The 18539-nt window shown below is 67.1% G+C and carries 18 protein-coding genes; 16 read left to right on the top strand and 2 right to left on the bottom strand.

Annotated features, from left to right (window positions below; genetic code table 11):
- The first annotated feature begins 6 nt into the window (after positions 1-6).
- From IP86_RS17030 to IP86_RS16995, 8 genes are all read left to right on the top strand, one after another.
- Complete coding sequence (locus tag IP86_RS17030; RefSeq protein ID WP_082364065.1) at positions 7-1686, top strand: bifunctional metallophosphatase/5'-nucleotidase; 1680 nt, start codon at positions 7-9, stop codon at positions 1684-1686.
- Between the two features lie 113 nt (positions 1687-1799).
- A complete protein-coding gene (locus IP86_RS17025; protein WP_054163731.1) occupies positions 1800-2729 on the top strand; it encodes a histone deacetylase family protein in 930 nt (309 codons plus the stop codon).
- 69 nt (positions 2730-2798) lie between these two features.
- On the top strand, positions 2799-3047 hold the full coding sequence (locus tag IP86_RS17020; protein ID WP_054163730.1) for an exodeoxyribonuclease VII small subunit: 249 nt from the start codon (positions 2799-2801) through the stop codon (positions 3045-3047).
- A 458-nt stretch (positions 3048-3505) separates the two neighbouring features.
- Positions 3506-5422 (top strand): 1-deoxy-D-xylulose-5-phosphate synthase, encoded by a 1917-nt coding sequence (gene dxs, locus IP86_RS17015; RefSeq protein ID WP_197279858.1) that lies wholly within the window; start codon positions 3506-3508, stop codon positions 5420-5422.
- Between the two features lie 169 nt (positions 5423-5591).
- A complete protein-coding gene (locus tag IP86_RS17010) occupies positions 5592-6158 on the top strand; it encodes a nucleoside 2-deoxyribosyltransferase (RefSeq protein ID WP_054163728.1) in 567 nt (188 codons plus the stop codon).
- A complete protein-coding gene (locus IP86_RS17005; RefSeq protein ID WP_054163727.1) occupies positions 6158-6898 on the top strand; it encodes a TlyA family RNA methyltransferase in 741 nt (246 codons plus the stop codon). The genes IP86_RS17010 and IP86_RS17005 overlap by 1 nt, the downstream gene beginning before the upstream one ends.
- Positions 6899-7115: 217 nt before the next feature.
- A complete protein-coding gene (locus IP86_RS17000; protein WP_054163726.1) occupies positions 7116-8531 on the top strand; it encodes an MATE family efflux transporter in 1416 nt (471 codons plus the stop codon).
- A 60-nt stretch (positions 8532-8591) separates the two neighbouring features.
- Positions 8592-9830, top strand: coding sequence for a class I SAM-dependent RNA methyltransferase (locus tag IP86_RS16995; RefSeq protein WP_054163725.1), 1239 nt, complete (start codon positions 8592-8594; stop codon positions 9828-9830).
- Positions 9831-9934: 104 nt separating this feature from the next.
- Here IP86_RS16995 and IP86_RS16990 read toward each other — a convergent pair whose 3' ends face one another.
- A complete protein-coding gene (locus IP86_RS16990; protein WP_054163724.1) occupies positions 9935-10345 on the bottom strand; it encodes a cell division protein ZapA in 411 nt (136 codons plus the stop codon).
- The gene (locus IP86_RS16985; RefSeq protein ID WP_054163723.1) at positions 10342-10677 is read right to left on the bottom strand and encodes a DUF4164 domain-containing protein; all 336 of its coding nucleotides are present in this window, start codon (positions 10675-10677) and stop codon (positions 10342-10344) included. The genes IP86_RS16990 and IP86_RS16985 overlap by 4 nt, the downstream gene beginning before the upstream one ends.
- Positions 10678-10977: 300 nt before the next feature.
- On the opposite strand from IP86_RS16985, the gene tkt reads away from it, so the two are divergent.
- The 8 genes from tkt to IP86_RS16945 form a co-directional block, all read left to right on the top strand.
- Positions 10978-12966, top strand: coding sequence for a transketolase (gene tkt, locus IP86_RS16980; RefSeq protein WP_054163722.1), 1989 nt, complete (start codon positions 10978-10980; stop codon positions 12964-12966).
- Between the two features lie 127 nt (positions 12967-13093).
- Positions 13094-14101 (top strand): type I glyceraldehyde-3-phosphate dehydrogenase, encoded by a 1008-nt coding sequence (gene gap / locus IP86_RS16975; protein WP_054163721.1) that lies wholly within the window; start codon positions 13094-13096, stop codon positions 14099-14101.
- A 176-nt stretch (positions 14102-14277) separates the two neighbouring features.
- Positions 14278-15474, top strand: coding sequence for a phosphoglycerate kinase (locus tag IP86_RS16970; protein ID WP_054163720.1), 1197 nt, complete (start codon positions 14278-14280; stop codon positions 15472-15474).
- Between the two features lie 85 nt (positions 15475-15559).
- Positions 15560-15844 carry an antitoxin MazE family protein gene (locus tag IP86_RS16965; protein WP_054163719.1) on the top strand — a complete coding sequence of 95 codons (285 nt, stop codon included), beginning with the start codon at positions 15560-15562 and terminating at the stop codon, positions 15842-15844.
- Positions 15841-16164, top strand: coding sequence for a type II toxin-antitoxin system PemK/MazF family toxin (locus tag IP86_RS16960; protein ID WP_054163718.1), 324 nt, complete (start codon positions 15841-15843; stop codon positions 16162-16164). The genes IP86_RS16965 and IP86_RS16960 overlap by 4 nt, the downstream gene beginning before the upstream one ends.
- A gap of 78 nt (positions 16165-16242) precedes the next feature.
- On the top strand, positions 16243-17277 hold the full coding sequence (locus tag IP86_RS16955; RefSeq protein ID WP_054163717.1) for a class I fructose-bisphosphate aldolase: 1035 nt from the start codon (positions 16243-16245) through the stop codon (positions 17275-17277).
- A gap of 5 nt (positions 17278-17282) precedes the next feature.
- On the top strand, positions 17283-17963 hold the full coding sequence (locus IP86_RS16950; RefSeq protein WP_054163716.1) for a thiamine phosphate synthase: 681 nt from the start codon (positions 17283-17285) through the stop codon (positions 17961-17963).
- Between the two features lie 3 nt (positions 17964-17966).
- On the top strand, positions 17967-18539 hold a 573-nt coding region (locus IP86_RS16945), incomplete at its 3' end, for a tetratricopeptide repeat protein (protein ID WP_197279856.1).

The raw sequence follows: 18539 nt of genomic DNA, 5'->3' as shown, positions 1-18539 counted from the left end.
CGTCCCATGCCCTGCCGTCGCCGCTGCCTCGCTGTGTTCGCCGCCCTGATTGCCTGGACGCCGCTCGCCGGCACGGCCGACGAGGCCGCCAAGCCGGTCGATGTCCGCATCCTGGCGATCAACGACTTTCACGGTTACCTGCAGCCGCCGTCCGGCGGCCTCGTAACGCTCAATCCGGCCGACGCCACCAAGACGATCAGCGTCCCGGCCGGCGGCGCCGAGCATATGGCGACGCTGGTCAAGCAGTTGCGCGAGGGACACGCTCACAACATCTTCGTCGCGGCCGGCGATCTGATCGGCGCCAGCCCGTTTCTGTCGGCGATGTTTCACGACGAGCCGACCATCGAGTCGATGTCGCTGATGGGGCTGGCGCTGTCGGCGGTGGGCAACCACGAATTCGACGAGGGCAGGACCGAGCTGCTGCGGATGCAGAACGGCGGCTGCCACCCCGTCGATGGCTGCATGGGCCCACATCCATTTACCGGCGCCAAATTCCAGTACCTCGCGGCCTCGACGATCGACACCGCCACCGGCAAGCCGATCCTGCCGCCTTATGCGATCCGCGAGTTCGGAGGTATTCCGGTCGCGTTCATCGGGCTGACGCTGAAGGCGACGCCCACCATGGTGTCGCCGCCGGGCGTCGCCGGATTGAAGTTTCTCGACGAAGCCGAGGCCGTCAACGCGCAGGTCGCCGAGCTGAAGGCGCGCGGCGTCGAGGCGATCGTGGTGCTGATCCACGAGGGCGGTTTTCCGAGCGGCGGCATCAACGAGTGTCCTGGAATCTCCGGGCCGATCGTCGAGATCGTCAAGAAGTTCGACAAAGCCGTCGACCTGGTGATCAGCGGCCACACCCACCGCGCCTATACCTGCACGATCGACGGCCGGCTCGTCACCAGCGGCGACAAATACGGCACGCTGGTCACCGCGATCGACCTTGTGCTCGATCCGGCGACGCGCGACATCGCCAGCGCCAAGGCCGACAATGTCATCGTGCACACGTCGCTGGCCAAGGATCCGGCGCAGACCGCGCTGATCAAGGCCTACAACAAGCTCGCCGGGCCGATCGCGGCGCGGCCGGCCGGCGCTGTCACCGCGCCGCTGTCGCGGGTGCCGAACGCGGCCGGTGAAAGCGCGCTCGGCGATGTCGTCGCCGATGCCCAGCTCGCCGCGACGCGGGATCCGGAGACCGGCGGCGCCGAGCTGGCGATCACCAATCCGGGCGGCCTGCGCGCCGATATCAACGGCGCGGCGCACGGCGAGCCGCCGTTCCGGGTGACGTTCGGCGACGTGTTCGCGGCGCAGCCGTTCCGCAATCAGCTGGTGACGATGACGCTGAGCGGCGCGCAGCTCAAAGCGGCGCTGGAGCTGCAGTGGCAGGATCCGGCGCGGCCGCGCATCCTGCAGGTGTCGAACGGCTTCAGCTACGCGTGGGACAATACCGCTGCGCCGGGCGAGCGCATTCTCGCCGATCGCATGATGTTGAACGGCCGGCCGGTCGCGCCGGATCGCAGCTATCGCGTGACGGTCAATCAGTATCTCGCCTCCGGCGGCGACGGCTTCGTTCCGTTCACGCAAGGCACCGAGCGGCTCACCGGCGTCTACGACGTCGATGCGCTGTTCGGCTATTTCAAGGCGCACAGCCCGATCGCGCCGGCCGCCGCGGGACGTATTTTGCGATTGAATTAAGCTTTCGACGCGCTAAGCCTTAAGCGGCCCTTCCGCGCGACGCGGTGGGCACTTAAGTTCATTCGATCATTATTGTCGTCTCTCCTCCGATCGGACGTTTCAGGCGCTCCCGAATGACCACGTTATTTTTGACCCATTCCGCATGTCTCGAGCATCATACGCCTGAGGGCCATCCGGAACGCGCCGAGCGGCTGATCGCCGTCAACAAGACGCTGACCGCCGAGCGGTTCGCGACGCTGGCGCGCGGCGAAGCGCCGATCGGCTCGCTCGAACACATCGCGCTGTGCCACACCGATCACCACATCGTCGAGATGCGCCACATGTCGCCGTCGAGCGGCATCGTCTATGTCGATGGTGATACGTCGATGTCGCCGGGCACGTTCGAGGCCGCGCTGCGCGGCGTCGGCGGCGCTGTGTCGGCGGTCGACGCGGTGATGAAGGGCACGGCCGCCAACGCCTTCGTGGCGACGCGCCCGCCCGGCCACCACGCCGAAGTCACCAAGCCGATGGGCTTCTGCTTCTTCGGCAACGCCGCGATCGCCGCGCGCTATGCGCAGCGCAAATACGGCATCGAGCGCGCCGCTGTGGTGGACTTCGACGTGCACCACGGCAACGGCACGCAGGACATCTTCTGGGGCGACCGCACCGTGATGTACTGCTCGACCCATCAGATGCCGCTGTTCCCCGGCACCGGCTCGGCCGGCGAGCGCGGCGAGCACGACAACATCGTCAACGCGCCGCTGGCGTCCGAGGACGGCGGCAAGGAGTTCCGCTTCGCCTTCGAGACCGCAATCCTGCCGCAGCTCGAGCGCTTCGCGCCGGAGCTGATCGTAATCTCGGCCGGCTTCGACGCGCATTACCGCGATCCGCTGGCGAGCCTCAACCTGCACGCCGAGGACTTCGCCTGGGTCACGCAAAAGCTGATGGACGTCGCCGACAAGACCGCGGGGGGCCGCATTGTGTCGGTGCTCGAGGGCGGGTATGACTTGCAGGGCCTGAGTGAATCGGTGGCCGCCCATGTCGGCGCCCTGATGGGCGCCTGAAGCGCCCCTCACTGCCCCCACGACATACCTCCGCCGCCGGCCGCGCCGCGGCGCATCCAGGAGCCGCCGATGGCCGACGCCCCCGCCGATGTCAAAAAGCTGAGCTTCGAACGCGCGATCGAGGAACTCGAGACGATCGTCAAGCGGCTCGAGGACGGCAAGGTTCCGCTCGAGGAATCGGTGGCAATTTACGAGCGTGGTGAAGCGCTTAAGCGGCGCTGCGAGGACCTGCTGCGGCAGGCCGAGGCGCGCGTCGACAAGATCACCACCGACGCCAGCGGTCAGGCGACCGGAACCGAGCCGCTCGACGTCCAATAATCGGGCTGTTCAGCAAATCGACAGGTCTGCGGGTGTCATCTTGTTTCCGGCTTGTTTCCCCCACCTGGGATCGAACCCAGGTGGCCGTGTCCGACACACAACACTTGGGTCGGAAACGCATGGATCAACCCTGTTGGGCGAAAGTTTATGCAGGCCGGCCAAGCGTTGGGCAGCCCCTGATTGGCTTTGAATTAGAGTTTGTGTAAGGGTATGAGCTTATGCGCCGAGAGTGACATTTGCTTGGTGGCAGCTGTCAATTTCGGTGGACGTGTGCTGCCGCACTTCAGTGATCCGGGTCACTTCGATTGATCGAGGCGCAGCTTACGCTTTCGATCGTTGATTTTCTCCTGCGCAAGGAGGCGGAAGCCTGGTGGGCTCCTGCAGATCGGACAGTTCGGACCATTCGTCGCGGGCCTCACCAGCCCCATAGTTAAGACTGGAATATCGCCGTGACCGAATTGAGTAAGACACCGCTTCTCGACACCATCCGTACGCCGGAAGACCTCCGCAAGCTTCGAATCGACCAAGTTCGCCAGGTTGCAGACGAATTGCGGCAAGAAACGATCGATGCGGTGTCGGTCACGGGCGGTCACTTCGGCGCCGGCCTCGGCGTGGTCGAGCTGACCACGGCCATTCATTATGTGTTCGACACGCCGCGCGACCGCCTGATCTGGGACGTCGGCCACCAGGCCTATCCGCACAAGATCCTGACCGGCCGCCGCGACCGTATCCGCACGCTGCGCACCCCGGGCGGCCTGTCCGGCTTCGCCAAGCGCACCGAGAGCGACTACGATCCGTTCGGCGCCGGCCACTCCTCGACCTCGATCTCGGCCGGCCTCGGCATGGCGGTGGCCAGCGAGCTGTCGGGCGTCAAGAACAACGTCATCGCGGTGATCGGCGACGGCTCGATCTCGGCCGGCATGGCCTATGAGGCGATGAACAACGCCGGCGCGATGAACTCGCGGCTGATCGTGATCCTCAACGACAACAACATGTCGATCGCCCCGCCGGTCGGCGCGATGTCGTCGTATCTGTCGCGGCTGTATTCGGGTAAGACCTACCGGTCGCTGCGCGAGGCCGGCAAGCAGATCGGCAAGCATCTGCCGAAGCTGATCGCCGATCGCGCCGCCCGCGCCGAGGAATATTCCCGCGGCTTCATGATGGGCGGCGGCACGCTGTTCGAGGAGCTCGGCTTCTACTATGTGGGCCCGATCGACGGTCACAACCTCGATCACCTGCTGCCGATCCTGCAGAACGTCCGCGACGCCGACGCCGGTCCGTTCCTGATCCATGTCGTGACCCAGAAGGGCAAGGGCTACGCCCCGGCCGAAGCCGCGGCCGACAAGTATCACGCGGTGGTCAAGTTCGACATCGCCACCGGCGCGCAGTCGAAGGCCAAGTCGAACGCCCCGGCCTATCAGAACGTGTTCGGCCAGAGCCTCGTCAAGGAAGCCCAGAAGGACGACAAGATCGTCGGCATCACCGCCGCGATGCCGTCCGGCACCGGCATCGACATCTTCGAGAAGGCGTTCCCGAAGCGCACTTTCGACGTCGGCATCGCCGAGCAGCACGCCGTGACCTTCGCGGCCGGTCTGGCCACCGAGGGCTACAAGCCGTTCTGCGCGATCTACTCGACCTTCCTGCAGCGCGCCTACGATCAGGTCGTGCACGACGTCTGCATCCAGAACCTGCCGGTCCGCTTCGCGATCGACCGCGCCGGCCTGGTCGGCGCCGACGGCGCCACCCATGCGGGCTCGTTCGACAACGCCTATCTGGGCTGCCTGCCCAACCTGGTGATCATGGCGGCGGCCGACGAGGCCGAGCTGGTGCACATGGTGGCCACCCAGGTGGCGATCAACGACCGGCCGAGCGCGGTGCGCTATCCGCGCGGCGAAGGCCGCGGCGTCGAGATGCCGGAAGTCGGCATTCCGCTGGAAATCGGCAAGGGCCGCATCGTCCGCACCGGCAACAAGGTGGCGCTGCTGTCGTTCGGCACCCGGCTCGCCGAGGCTGAGAAGGCCGCCGAAGAGCTGGCGACGCTGGGCCTCTCGACCACGGTGGCCGACGCGCGCTTCATGAAGCCGCTCGACCTCGACATGATCCTGAAGCTCGCAAACGACCACGAGATCCTGATCACCATCGAGGAAGGCTCGATCGGCGGCTTCGGCAGCCACGTGATGCAGGCGCTCGCCGAACACGGCAAGCTCGACGGCGAAGTGAAGATGCGCTCGATGGTGCTGCCCGACGTCTTCCTCGACCACGACACCCCCGCCGCGATGTACGCCCGCGCCGGCCTCGACGCCAAGGCGATCGTCAAGAAGGTGTTCGAGACCCTCGGCAAGGACGTCGCCGCCGAAACGTCGAAGCTGGCGTAAGCGCCACCCGATCCGTGTCCCGGACAAGCTGCGGCACGCTCGTGCCGCTGCGCAGATCCGGGACCCCGGTTATCTTCGCCCCAGCAACCGGGACCCCGGATCTGCAGCGCACCACGCCGCTGCGCGGCGCGTTGCGCAGCGTCCGGGGCACAGATATGGGCGTTGCGCGATGAACATCTATCTCGCCGGTCCCGACGTCTTCTTGCCCGACGCGCGCGACGTCGGCCGGCGCAAGGCCGAGCTTTGCGGCCGTTACGGCCTCACCGGCCTGTTCCCGCTCGACAATGCCGTCGCGCTCGCGGCGCATGATGCGTCGCTGCAGATCTTCCGCGGCAACGAGGCGATGATGGACCGGGCCGATGCGATCATCGCCAATCTGACGCCGTTCCGCGGGCCGAGCGCCGACGCCGGGACGGTGTACGAACTCGGCTACATGGCGGGCCGCGGCAAACTGGTTCTCGGCTATTCGAACGATCCGGCGACTTACATCGACCGCGTCGCGCGGTTCGAGACGATCACGAGCCGCGACGGCCTGCTGGTCGGCGCCGACGGACTCGCAGTCGAGGATTTCGGCCTGCCCGATAATCTAATGCTGATCCATTGTCTGGAGCTGCACGGCGCACCGCTGGTGACGCCGCGCACCGCGCCCGCTGATATCTGGCACGATCTCACCGCGTTCGAGAGCTGCGTGCAGATCGCGGCGCAGCGGCTGCTGCAGAAGGCGGCGCACCAATAATGGCCAAGTCGCCCGACTCCCCGCCCCGCAAACGCGCCGACGTCGTGTTGGTCGAGCGCGGCCTGTTCGAAAGCCGGGCGCGGGCGCAGGCGGCGATCGAGGCCGGGCTGGTGTTCGCCGATGGCAAGCAAGTCACCAAGGTGTCTGAGCCGATCGCGCTCGATGCAGCCTTGCAGGCCGAGCCGGCGCATCCGTGGGTGTCGCGCGGCGGCGTCAAGCTCGCCGGCGCGCTGGAGCGCTATCCGATCGAAATCGAGGACCACGTCTGCCTCGACGTCGGCTCCTCCACCGGCGGTTTCACCGAGGTGCTGCTGGCGAACGGCGCCGCGGTGGTGTTCGCCGTCGATGTCGGCCGCGATCAGTTGCATCCGTCGCTGCGCGGCCATCCCAAGATCGTCTCGATGGAAGCCACCGACATCCGCAGCCTCGAAGGCAAGCGGCTGCCGGCGCGGCCGGACGTCGTGGTGATCGACGCCAGCTTCATTTCGCTGAAGCTGGTGCTGCCGGCCGCGCTGTCTCTCGCCGCCGCGCCGATGAGCCTGCTGGCGCTGATCAAACCGCAATTCGAGGTGCCGTCGAAGCACGGCATCGTTCGCGATGCCGCAGCGCATCGCGCGGTGTGCGACGAACTCATCGCCTTTGCGGCCTCGCTCGGCTGCACCGACATCGAGGTGTTCGCCTCGCCGATCGCCGGCGGCGACGGCAACACCGAGTTCTTCCTCGGCGCGCGGCGCGGCTGATGTCTTAACCACACGCACCGACCTCATCCTGAGGAGCCGGGCGAAGCCGGGCGTCTCGAAGGATGGGCCACGCATTCGCTGCGGCCCATGGTTCGAGACGGCGCTGCGCGCCTCCTCACCATGAGGCTGTACTCGTGGCGACGGGCGAATTCCATTAGCAAGAATGCCGCCTCAGCTTCGCAACCACAACAGTCTTACTCCCGCCGCAAGTTCGGTTATGGTGCGCGCCATGACCCACCCTGGCTCGGAAGTCACCGCCGGCGCGTTTGCGCCGGCGAAATCGTCTGCGTGGCGGACGGAAGTTATCGAGACGCTGTGGCTCGCAGCGCCGATGGCGCTGACGCAGCTCGGCCAGATCGCGATGATGACCACCGACCTCGCGCTGATCGGCCGGCTCGGCGACCAGTCGGTCGCCGCGGCCGCGCTCGCCCACACGGTGCTGTTCGCGACCTACACCATGGGCCTCGGCCTGGTCTCGGCGGTGACGCCGCTGGCCGCGCAGGCGGTCGGCGCGCGCAATCCGCGGCAGGTCCGCGCCGCGCTGCGCGTCGGGCTGTGGGCGACGGTGATCGCCGGCGTGCCGCTGACACTGGGGCAACTGTTCGGCGAGCAGATGCTGCTGGCGCTCGGCCAGGATCCCGGCACGGCGAAGCTGGCGGGCCTCTATCTCGACGGCCTCGCCTGGTCGCTGCTGCCGTCCTGGCTGTTCATCGCGCTGCGCGGCTTCATGGGCGCGGTGAACCGGCCCGAGCCGGCGCTGTGGATCATGCTGGCGGCGATCCCGATCAATTTCGGCCTCGCCTATTGGCTGATCCATGGCGGCTACGGCGTGCCGCAGCTCGGCATTTTCGGCGCCGGCCTCGCCACCGCGATCGTCGCCGTCGCAATGTGCGTAGCGGCTGCGATCGTCTGCGTCACGATGCGGCCGTTCCGGAAGTATCAGGTGTTCGGCGAGCTGTGGCGCTTCGACGGGCCGCTAATGGGCCGGCTGCTGCACCTCGGCCTGCCGATCTCCGGCGCCTCCGTGCTCGAATACGGCGTGTTCGGCGCCGCGGCGCTGCTGATGGGCAAGTTCGGCACCACCGCGCTGGCCGCGCATCAGATCGCCCTGCAGATCGCCGCCATCATGTTCATGGTGCCGATGGGCATCTCGATCGCCGCCACCGTGCGGGTCGGGCACGCGATCGGCCGCGCCGATGCCGAGGGCGCGCGACGGGCCGGCTTCGCGGCGATCGGACTCGGCCTCGTGTTCATGGCGGCCATGACGCTGCTGGTGGCGCTGACGCGGCACCAGATCCCGCATCTGTTTCTCGGCGACAGCCCACAGTCGGCTGCCACCGCGGAGCTGACCGCGGCACTGCTGATCGTCGGCGCCAGCTTCTTCATCGCCGACGGCCTGCAGGTCGTCGCCAATGGTGCGCTGCGCGGCCGCAACGACACCCGCGTGCCGCTGCTGTTCGCCATCCTGTGCTTCTGGGTGATCGCGTTTCCGTGCTGCTGGCTGCTCGGCTTTACCGCCGGCGTTGGGCCATTCGGCGTCTGGATTGGTCTGGCGATCGGGCTGGTGGTGTACGCCGCACTGCTGGTGTGGCGTTTCCACCTGCTGAGCCGCACCGCCGTGCCGAGCGCCTAGCGGCGATTTGTTGAGACACACAGGTGCCCGGCCGGCCGTGACACGCTATATCGCTTCGGCATGAACGAAGTTCTCCGGATCGATCACGTCGGCCACCGCGGCGACGGCGTCAGCCTCGCGCCCAGCGGCACGCTGTATGTGCCCTACGCGCTCGGCGGCGAAACCGTCGAGACGGCGCTGGTGTCGGGCCATCCCGACCGTCGCAAGCTGTTGCGCGTCGATGTCGCCAGCCCCGAGCGCGTCGCGCCGTTCTGCCCGCATTTCGGCGTCTGCGGCGGCTGCGCCATCCAGCATTGGCAGGACGAGGCGTATCGCGCCTGGAAGCGCAATCTGGTGATCGAGACGCTGGCGCAGGCCAGGATCGACGCGCCGGTCGCGCCGCTGATCGACGCCCACGGCACCGGCCGCCGCCGTATCACGCTGCATGCGCGCAGGGGCACGCACGACGTGCTGAAGGTCGGCTTCAGCGCCGCGGCGAGCCACGACGTGGTGGCGATTGATCATTGCCCGATCCTCGATCCGGGACTGACCGGCGCGATCGAGGCGGCGTGGGCGCTGGCGGAAGCGTTGACGCCGGTCGGCAAGCCGCTCGACATCCAGGTCACCGCCGCCGAGAACGGCCTCGATGTCGATGTGCGCGGCTCCGGCCCGCTGCCACCGAGGATGATCGTGTCGCTGTCGAAGCTCGCCGAACAGCATCGCCTGGCGCGGCTGACGCGGCACGGCGAACTGGTGCTGATGCGGATGCCGCCGACCGTGATGATCGGCACCGCGCGCGTGACACTGCCACCCGGCGCGTTCCTGCAGGCGACCGCGCTCGGCGAACAGACGCTGGCCGATCTCGCATTGGCCGAGATCAAACGCGCCAAGCTGATCGCCGATCTGTTCTGCGGCGTCGGCCCGTTTGCGCTCCGGCTCGCCACGAAGGCCCGCGTGTTCGCTTGCGACAGCGATGGACCGGCGGTGACGGCCCTGCAGAAGGCCGCGCTGGCGACGCCCGGCCTGAAGCCGGTGAGAGCCGAGACGCGCGATCTGTTCCGACGCCCACTGGCGCCGCCGGAATTGGTCGATTTCGACGCCGTGCTGTTCGACCCGCCCCGCCAGGGCGCCCAGGCCCAGGCCGCACAACTCGCGGCCGGCCGTGTGCCGCTGATCATCGCCGTCTCCTGCAACGCTCAGACGTTCGCCCGCGACGCGAAGCTGCTGATCGACGGCGGCTACCGGCTGGAGAAGGTGACCCCAGTCGATCAGTTCAAGTACACGCCGCATGTCGAGCTGGTGGCGGTCTTCAGGAAGTAGCAACCGTCATTGCGAGGAGCGCAGCGACGAAGCAATCCAGCGCCGAGCACGGAGCTGGATTGCTTCGCTTCGCTCGCAATGACGCTGGAATTCGAGCGTAGTAACTACCCGATCGCAATCCCGCCGCCGATGGTGCGGTTGAGGACTTGGGTGGTGCGTTCGATGCGTTCGGCGGCGCTGTTGAGGGCGGCGGCGACGGCGCGGTTGGTGGTCACGGTCCGGTCGAGCGCGGCGGCGCGGTCTTCGCGTAGCGCGTCGACTTCCTGCTGGAGCGCCGCGAGGCGGCCGTTCACGTCGAGTAGTTCGTCGGCCATCATCAGCGCCGCCATCACGGTGAGGCGCGCGTCGCCGATCTCGCCGAAGCGGCCGCGCAGGCTCTGGATGCGGCTCTCGAGGTTGTCGGCGAGGCCGAGCAGCTGCGGCTCCTGGCCCGGCTCGCAGGCCATGCGGTATTGCCGGCCGTTGATGGTGACGCTGACGTGGTTGGCGGCGGCCGCTGCGTCCTTCGAGCTCATGACGGCTCCTCCTCGTCGACCGACTCGGATTCCAGCACGGCGCGGATGGTGCCGATCGCGGCGTCCAGCCGCTGCGCGATCTCGCGATTGGCGCGCTCCAGCTTGCGGGTCTTGACCAGCGAGCCGTCGAGCTCGTCGGCAAGCCGCGAGCGATCGGCCCCGAGCGCCTGGATTCGCGACGCCAGCTCGTCCTCGTCGCGATCCGCTTCGGCCCGCCGCTCCACCGCGCCTTCGAGCGCCTCGAGCGCCGCGGCAAGACGACGCGTCGCCGCGACGATCTCGGTCGGAGCCTGATCGGCGCTGATGGAACCGGGGGCGGGACGATCCGTCATAGTGTTGCGCGACCCTCGCAGCTTCACGCGTCCAAATAAAAGCCACGATTGGACAAGCCTTTAGACGGGGAAATTTACGCAGCAAGGCAGCCGAGCGCAACGCCGCTGCTCAACTATGCACCACAAAGCACGCACCTCGTGCTGATCCCAGGCCCCCGCCTTGGACTCGCCGGATCATGGTGCTATTCCACCATCGCACCCCGGTATTTTCGGCCTGTTCGTGTCTCTGGCTGTGCCGGAGCGGCACTGCGCTTCGAATCGCGGAGCGCCGGCCAACACACGATTTCAGGTGGTTACATCATGGCGAAGCTCGATCATTCCCGTATGGCGAACGCAATCCGGGCGCTGGCGATGGATGCAGTCGAAAAGGCCAAGTCCGGTCACCCCGGCCTGCCGATGGGCGCCGCCGACGTCGCCGCCGTGCTGTGGAGCGAATTCCTGAAGTTCGACGCCGCCGATGCGCATTGGCCGGATCGCGACCGCTTCATCCTCTCCGCCGGCCACGGCTCGATGCTGCTCTACGCGCTGCTGTATCTGACCGGCAACAAGGAGATGACGCTCGACCAGATCAAGAATTTCCGCCAGCTGGATTCCCGCACGCCCGGCCATCCGGAAAATTCCATCACCGACTCGGTCGAGACCACCACCGGCCCGCTCGGCCAGGGCGTGGCGTCGTCGGTCGGCACCGCGCTGGCCGAGCGGCTGCTGGCGGCCGAATTCGGCGAGATCGTCGATCACTATACGTATGTGCTGTGCTCGGACGGCGACCTGATGGAAGGCGTCAGCCACGAGGCGATCGCGCTGGCCGGCCATCTCAAGCTCAACAAGCTGATCTTCCTGTACGACGACAACGGCATCTCGATCGACGGCCCGCTGACGCTGACCGACAATGTCGACCAGGTCGCGCGTTTCCAGGCGCACGGCTGGAATTCGTTCCGGATCGACGGCCACGACCACAAGGCGATCGCCGATGCGATCCGCAAGGCGCAGGCCTCCGACCGCCCGACCATGATCGCCTGCAAGACCACGATCGGCTTCGGCGCGCCGACCCGCGCCGGCACCTCCAAGGCGCATGGCGAGCCGCTCGGCGCCGAAGAACTCGCCGGCGCCAAGAAGGCGCTGGGCTGGGACTATGGCCCGTTCGAAATTCCGGACGACGTGCTGAACGCCTGGCGCGAGGTCGGCAGCAAGGGCGCCAAGGCGCATGCCGACTGGCAAAAGCGCTTCGGGGCGCTGCCGGCGGAGCAGCGCGGCGAATTCCAGCGCCGGGTGATCGACCGCAAGCGCCCGGCGGCGCTGGACGGCGCGATCCGCAAGCTCAAGGACAGACTGGTCGCCGAGCCGCAGACCATCGCCACCCGCAAGGCCAGCGAAGTCGCGCTCGAGGCGATCGTCGAAGTGGTGCCCGAGATGCTGCTCGGCTCGGCCGACCTGACGCCGTCCAACAACACCCGCACCAAACATGCCAAGGACGTCACGCCGGATGATTTCAGCGGGCGGTATATTCACTACGGCATCCGCGAGATGGGCATGGCGGCGGCGATGAACGGCATCGCGATGCATGGCGGCTTCGCGCCGGCCGGCGGCACCTTCATGTGCTTCGCCGACTACGCGCGGCCGTCGATGCGGATCGCGGCGCTGTCGCATGTGCCGGTGGTCTACATCATGACCCACGACTCGATCGGGCTCGGCGAAGACGGCCCGACCCATCAGCCGGTCGAGCACCTCGCCTCGCTGCGCGCGATGCCCAACATGCGCGTATTCCGCCCGGCGGACCCGGTCGAGACCGCGGAGTGCTGGCAGCTCGCGCTGGAGAACACCCAGGGCCCGACCGTGCTGGCGCTGTCGCGGCAGAACCTGACGCCGGTGCGCACCACCAAATCGGACGAGAACCGCTGCGCCAAGGGCGGCTATGAACTCGTGCCCGCGAGCGGCAAGGCCCAGGTGACGATCTTCGCCACCGGCTCGGAGGTCGAGATCGCGGTCGCGGCGCACAAGCTGCTGGCCGACAAGGGCGTCGCCGCCCGCGTCGTCTCGGTGCCGTCGCTCGACCTGCTGCTGCAGCAGGATGCCGCGACCCGCAAGGCGATCGTCGGCGACGCCCCCGTCAAGGTCGCGGTCGAGGCCGCGGTGCGGTTCGGCTGGGATGCGATCATCGGCCCGGAGGGCGGCTTCGTCGGCATGACGGGCTTCGGCGCCAGCGCGCCCGCCAAGGACCTTTACAAGCACTTCGGCATTACCGCCGAGGCGGTTGTCGAAGCGGCGACGAGCCGTCTGGCCGGCCAGTAAGGCGCTGGGCAGATTCGACAAACGAGCGCATTGCAACTGCGGTGCATTCAGGGCATGACACCGCACAAGTACGGGGGAACCCCTCTCCCCAGTCAGTTGAGTATCATTAGCACCGAGGAGAAGTTGGATGGCAGTCCGGGTCGCGATCAATGGGTTTGGCCGTATCGGCCGCAACGTTCTGCGGGCGATCTACGAGTCCGGCCGTAAGGACATCGAAGTCGTTGCGATCAACGATCTCGGCCCGGTCGAGACCAACGCCCATCTGCTGCGCTTCGACTCGGTGCACGGCCGCTTCCCGCACGAGGTCAAGGTCGATGGCGACACCATCGATGCCGGCCGCGGCAAGATCAAGGTGACGGCGATCAAGGACCCGTCGGCGCTGCCCTACAAGGACCTCGGCGTCGACATCGCGCTGGAATGCACCGGCATCTTCACCGCGCGCGACAAGGCCGCCGCGCTGCTGACCGCCGGCGCCAAGCGCGTGCTGGTGTCGGCGCCGTCGGACGGCGCGGATGCGACCATCGTCTATGGCGTCAACCACGAGACGCTGACCAAGGACCACATGGTGGTGTCGAACGGTTCGTGCACCACGAACTGCCTGGCCCCGGTCGCCAAGGTGCTGAACGACACCGTCGGCATCGAGACCGGCTTCATGACCACGATCCACGCCTACACCGGCGACCAGCCGACGCTGGACACCATGCACAAGGACCTCTACCGCGGCCGCGCCGCGGCGATGTCGATGATCCCGACCTCGACCGGTGCCGCCAAGGCGATCGGCCTGGTGCTGCCCGAGCTGAAGGGCAAGCTCGACGGCGTCGCGATCCGCGTGCCGACCCCGAACGTGTCGGTGGTCGACCTCAAGATCGTCGCCAAGAAGGCCACCACTAAGGAGGAGATCAACGACGCGATGAAGCGTGCCGCCGAACAGGAGCTGAAGGGCATCCTCGGCTACACCAACGCGCCGAACGTCTCGATCGACTTCAACCACGATCCGCACTCGTCCACCTTCCACATGGACCAGACCAAGGTGCAGAACGGCACGCTAGTGCGCGTGATGTCGTGGTACGACAACGAGTGGGGCTTCTCCAACCGCATGGCGGATACTGCCGTCGCGATCGGGAAGCTGATCTAAAGCACGAATGACACGTTGCCTCAGGGTGCGAGACGCGGGCTTCGCCCGCTCCTGACCATGAGGATCCAGACAAGGCGCGGGGAGCTAGCTCTCCGCGCCGCTTTCGTAAGCCTCATCCTGAGGAGCCGAGCGCAGCGAGGCGTCTCGAAGGATGTGCCCCACGCATAGGGTTCATCATGACGAAATCATTCCGCACACTCGACGACGTCGATGTCAAAGGCAAACGCGTGCTGCTGCGCGTCGATCTCAACGTGCCGATGGAAGCCGGCAAGGTGACCGATACGACCCGGCTCGACCGCGTCGCGCCGACCATCACCGAGATCGCCGGCAAGGGCGGCAAGGTGATCCTGCTGGCGCATTTCGGCCGGCCGAAGGGACGCGACGACAAGAACTCGCTGAAGCCGGTCGCCGCTGCGCTCGCCGAGGTGATCAAGAAGCCGGTCGCGTTCGCCGACGATTGCGTCGGTGAAGCCGCCGCGAAGGCGATCGCCGCGATGAAGGACGGCGACATCCTGTGCCTGGAGAACACGCGCTTCCATCCGGAAGAAGAGAAGAACGATCCGGCTTTCGTCGCCAAGCTCGCCGAGCTCGGTGATATCTGGGTCAACGATGCGTTCTCGGCCGCGCACCGCGCCCACGCCACCACCGAAGGCCTCGGACACAAACTGCCGGCCTATGCGGGCCGCACCATGCAGGCCGAACTGGTCGCGCTGGAGAAGGCGCTCGAAGCACCGACCAAGCCGGTGATCGCCATCGTCGGCGGCGCCAAGGTGTCGAGCAAGATCGACCTGTTGGAAAACCTCGTCACCAAGGTGCAGGCGCTGGTGATCGGCGGCGGCATGGCCAACACCTTCCTGCACGCGCAGGGCGTCAAGGTTGGCAAGTCGCTGTGCGAGAAGGATCTGGCTCCGACTGCGCTGCGCATTCTCGACAAGGCCGAGGCGGCGAACTGCGCCATCATTCTGCCGGTCGACGCTACCGTGGCGTATCACTTCGAGGCCAATGCGCCGTCCTTCGCCTATGGACTCGACGCCATCCCGGCTGACGCCATGATCCTCGACGTCGGCCCGCGCTCGATCGAGCGCATCCACGCGGCGATCGACGACGCCGCCACGCTGGTATGGAACGGCCCGGTCGGTGCCTTCGAGCTGACGCCGTTCGACAAGGGCACCGTCGAGGCCGCCAAGCACGCCGCCAAGCGCACCAAGGACGGCAAGCTGATCTCGGTGGCGGGCGGCGGCGACACCGTCGCGGCGCTCAACCACGCCGGCGTGGCCGACGACTTCACCTACATCTCGACCGCCGGCGGCGCCTTCCTGGAGTGGATGGAAGGCAAGCCGCTGCCCGGCGTCGAAGTGCTGCGGGCGAAGTAAGTTTCGCGGCCGGCGCCGGCTTGCAGCTTGCCCATCGGAGGCCTATGTTGCGTTACATGTAACGCTTCGGATAGAGGCAGTCCCGATGGACAGGAAGGTCGACAAGCCGGCCACCGGCAAGCGCACGGCCGCTAAGGTCCAGCGTGCCGACAAGCCGCGCAGCCTCAGCGCCGAACGCGTCCGCCGTCACCGCGAGAAGATGAAGGCGATGGGGCTGAAGCCAGCGACGATCTGGGTTCCCGAGAACTACAAGTCGCCGGAATGGAAGGCCGAGATCAAGCGGCAGTGCCGATTGATCGCGAACGATCCTCACGAGCAGCAGATTCTCGCCGAAATTGAAGATTGGTACGATCCAGAAGGCTGGAAGTGACCCGAGGCGATATCGTTCTGGTCGCCATGCAAGGCGACTATGGCAAGCCCAGACCCGCTGTTGTTGTCCAGAACGAGGATTTCGACGAAGTCCCCTCGATCGTGGTCTTACCGCTCACCACAGAATTGCGCGATATCGACGTGATCCGCATTTCAGTCGAGCCGGCCCCGGATAACGGCCTGCGGCATCTGTCTCAGATCATGGTGGACAAGATCACGGCAGTCGCCCCTCACCGGATCCGTTCACGCATCGGCCGCCTCTCCCCCGAAGACATCTCCGCGGTCAATCGCGCCCTCGCCATTTTCCTGGGCATTGTCTAAGACCCTCATCTCGGCTTTCGTCTAAGACCCTGTCCGCTGCCTTCCAACCAACAAAAACACCTTATAGGAGAGACGTTGATGAACCTCGCCGACCTCAACAAGATTGCCCGGGCGATGGTCGCGCCCGGCAAGGGCATCCTTGCGGCCGACGAATCCTCCGGGACCATCAAGAAGCGGTTCGACGTGATCGGCGTCGAATCCACCGAAACCAACCGCCGCGATTACCGCGAGATGATGTTCCGCTCCAAGGAAGCGATGAGCGAGTACATCTCCGGCGTTATCCTGTACGACGAGACCATCTGGCAGAATGCCGCCGACGGCACGCCGCTGGTCAAGCTGATCGAGCAGGCCGGCTCGATCCCCGGCATCAAGGTCGACGAAGGCACGCAGCCGCTGCCGGGTTGCCCGGGCGAACTGATCACCGTCGGTCTCGACAAGCTCGCCGAACGGCTCGCCAAGTACTACAAGCAGGGCGCGCGCTTCGCGAAATGGCGCGCGGTGATCGATATCGATTCCGCGAGGGGCGTTCCGACCCACACGGCGATCATGACCAACGCACACGCGCTGGCGCGCTACGCGGCGCTGTGCCAGCAGGCGCAGATCGTGCCGATCGTCGAGCCGGAAGTGCTGATGGACGGCTCCCACGACATCGACACCTGCTACAACGTCACCGAATGGGTGCTGAAGGAAACCTTCCAGCAGCTGTACTTCCAGCGCGTCGCGCTCGAGGGCATGATCCTGAAGCCCAACATGGCGATCGCCGGCAAGAAGTCGCCCAAGCAGGCGTCGGTGCAGGAAGTCGCCGAGAAGACCGTCAAGCTGCTGAAGTCCTGCGTGCCGTCGGCGGTGCCGGGCATCGCGTTCCTGTCGGGCGGCCAGTCGGACGAGGAAGCCACCGCGCATCTCGACGCCATGAACAAGATCGGCGGCCTGCCCTGGGGCCTCACCTTCTCCTACGGCCGTGCCCTGCAGGCCGCGCCGCAGAAGGCGTGGTCGGGCAAGGTCGATAATGTCGCGGCCGGCCAGGCCGCCTTCACCCACCGGGCCAAGATGAATTCGCTCGCCAGCAAGGGCGAGTGGAGCTCCGACCTGGAAAGCAAGAAAGCCGCATAGCCGCGATGGCCGCCAAGCCTGCCCCGCCCCGCCCGGCGCCGCGTCTCTACCTCGCGACGCCGGCACTCGCTGATCCCGCTCCCCTGCTCGCGGTGCTGCCGCGCCTGCTCGCCGCTGCCGATGTCGCGGCGGTGCTGCTGCGGCTCGCGCCATCCGATCCGAGGACGCTGATCACCCGGGTCAAGGCGGTGGCGGGCGTGGTGCAAGCGGCCGGCGCCGCGCTGCTGCTGGACGGCCATGCCGATCTGGTGGCGCGCGGCGGCGCCGACGGGGCGCATCTGACGGGCCTTGCCGAGATGAAGGAGTGGCTGCCGCAATTGCAGCCGTCGCGGATCGCCGGCGTCGGCGGTCTGCCGACCCGTCACGACTCCATGGTGGCCGGCGAAGCCGGCGCCGACTACGTGCTGTTCGGTGAGCCGACCGACGACGGCACCCGTCCGTCGTCGGATGCGATCGCCGAGCGGCTGAACTGGTGGGCCGAGCTGTTCGAGCCGCCCTGTGTGGGCTACGCGCTGTCGCGCAACGAGGTCGAGGAATTCGCAGCGGCCGGCGCCGATTTCGTGCTGCTCGGCGATCTCGTCTGGGCCGAACCGGGCGCCGAGGCGACCGTGTTGGCGGAGGCCGAAGCGGCGCTGAAGCGGGGCTATGCGGCAACCGCCGACGCGGCCCCGGCCTCGCGGGAATAATCGATGAAATCGCTGCGCCCGTTCTCGCTCGCTGCGGCCGTGCTGCTGTTCGCCACCGGCGGCGCGTCGGCCCAGCTGTCGCTGACTCCGCCGCCGCCGAATCCATTCCCGAAGCCGATCGAGCCGGAAAAGCCGAAGCCCAAGCCGACCCCCGCGCCCAAAGCCGCCGCCAAGCCCGCTGCGGCGCCCGCCGATAAGGACAAGGCTAAGAAGCCGGCCGCCGACAAGGGCGGTGGCGCCAAGCCGGGCACGCCCGCGGACGGGGCCGATGCAGCGGCGGACGACCCCAATGTCGATCTGGTGTACGGCGCCTATCAGCGCGGCTTCTACAAGACTGCGTTCGACCTGGCGATGAAGCGCGCCCAGGAGCTCGGCGACCCCAAGGCAATGACCATGCTGGGCGAGCTCTACGCCAACGCGCTCGGCACCAAGCGCGACTACAACAAGGCGGTCGAGTGGTACAGGCGCGCCGCCGATTTGGGTGACCGCGAGGCGATGTTCGCGCTGGCGATGGCCCGCATGGCGGGCCGCGGCGGCGGGCCTGCCAATCGCGAGGAAGCCGCCAAATGGCTGGCC

The sequence above is a fragment of the Rhodopseudomonas sp. AAP120 genome (assembly GCF_001295845.1).
In the GTDB taxonomy this organism is placed as follows: domain Bacteria; phylum Pseudomonadota; class Alphaproteobacteria; order Rhizobiales; family Xanthobacteraceae; genus Rhodopseudomonas.
The sequence above is the reverse complement of the archived record's forward strand: the minus strand, read 5'-3'. Positions and strand labels throughout refer to the sequence as shown.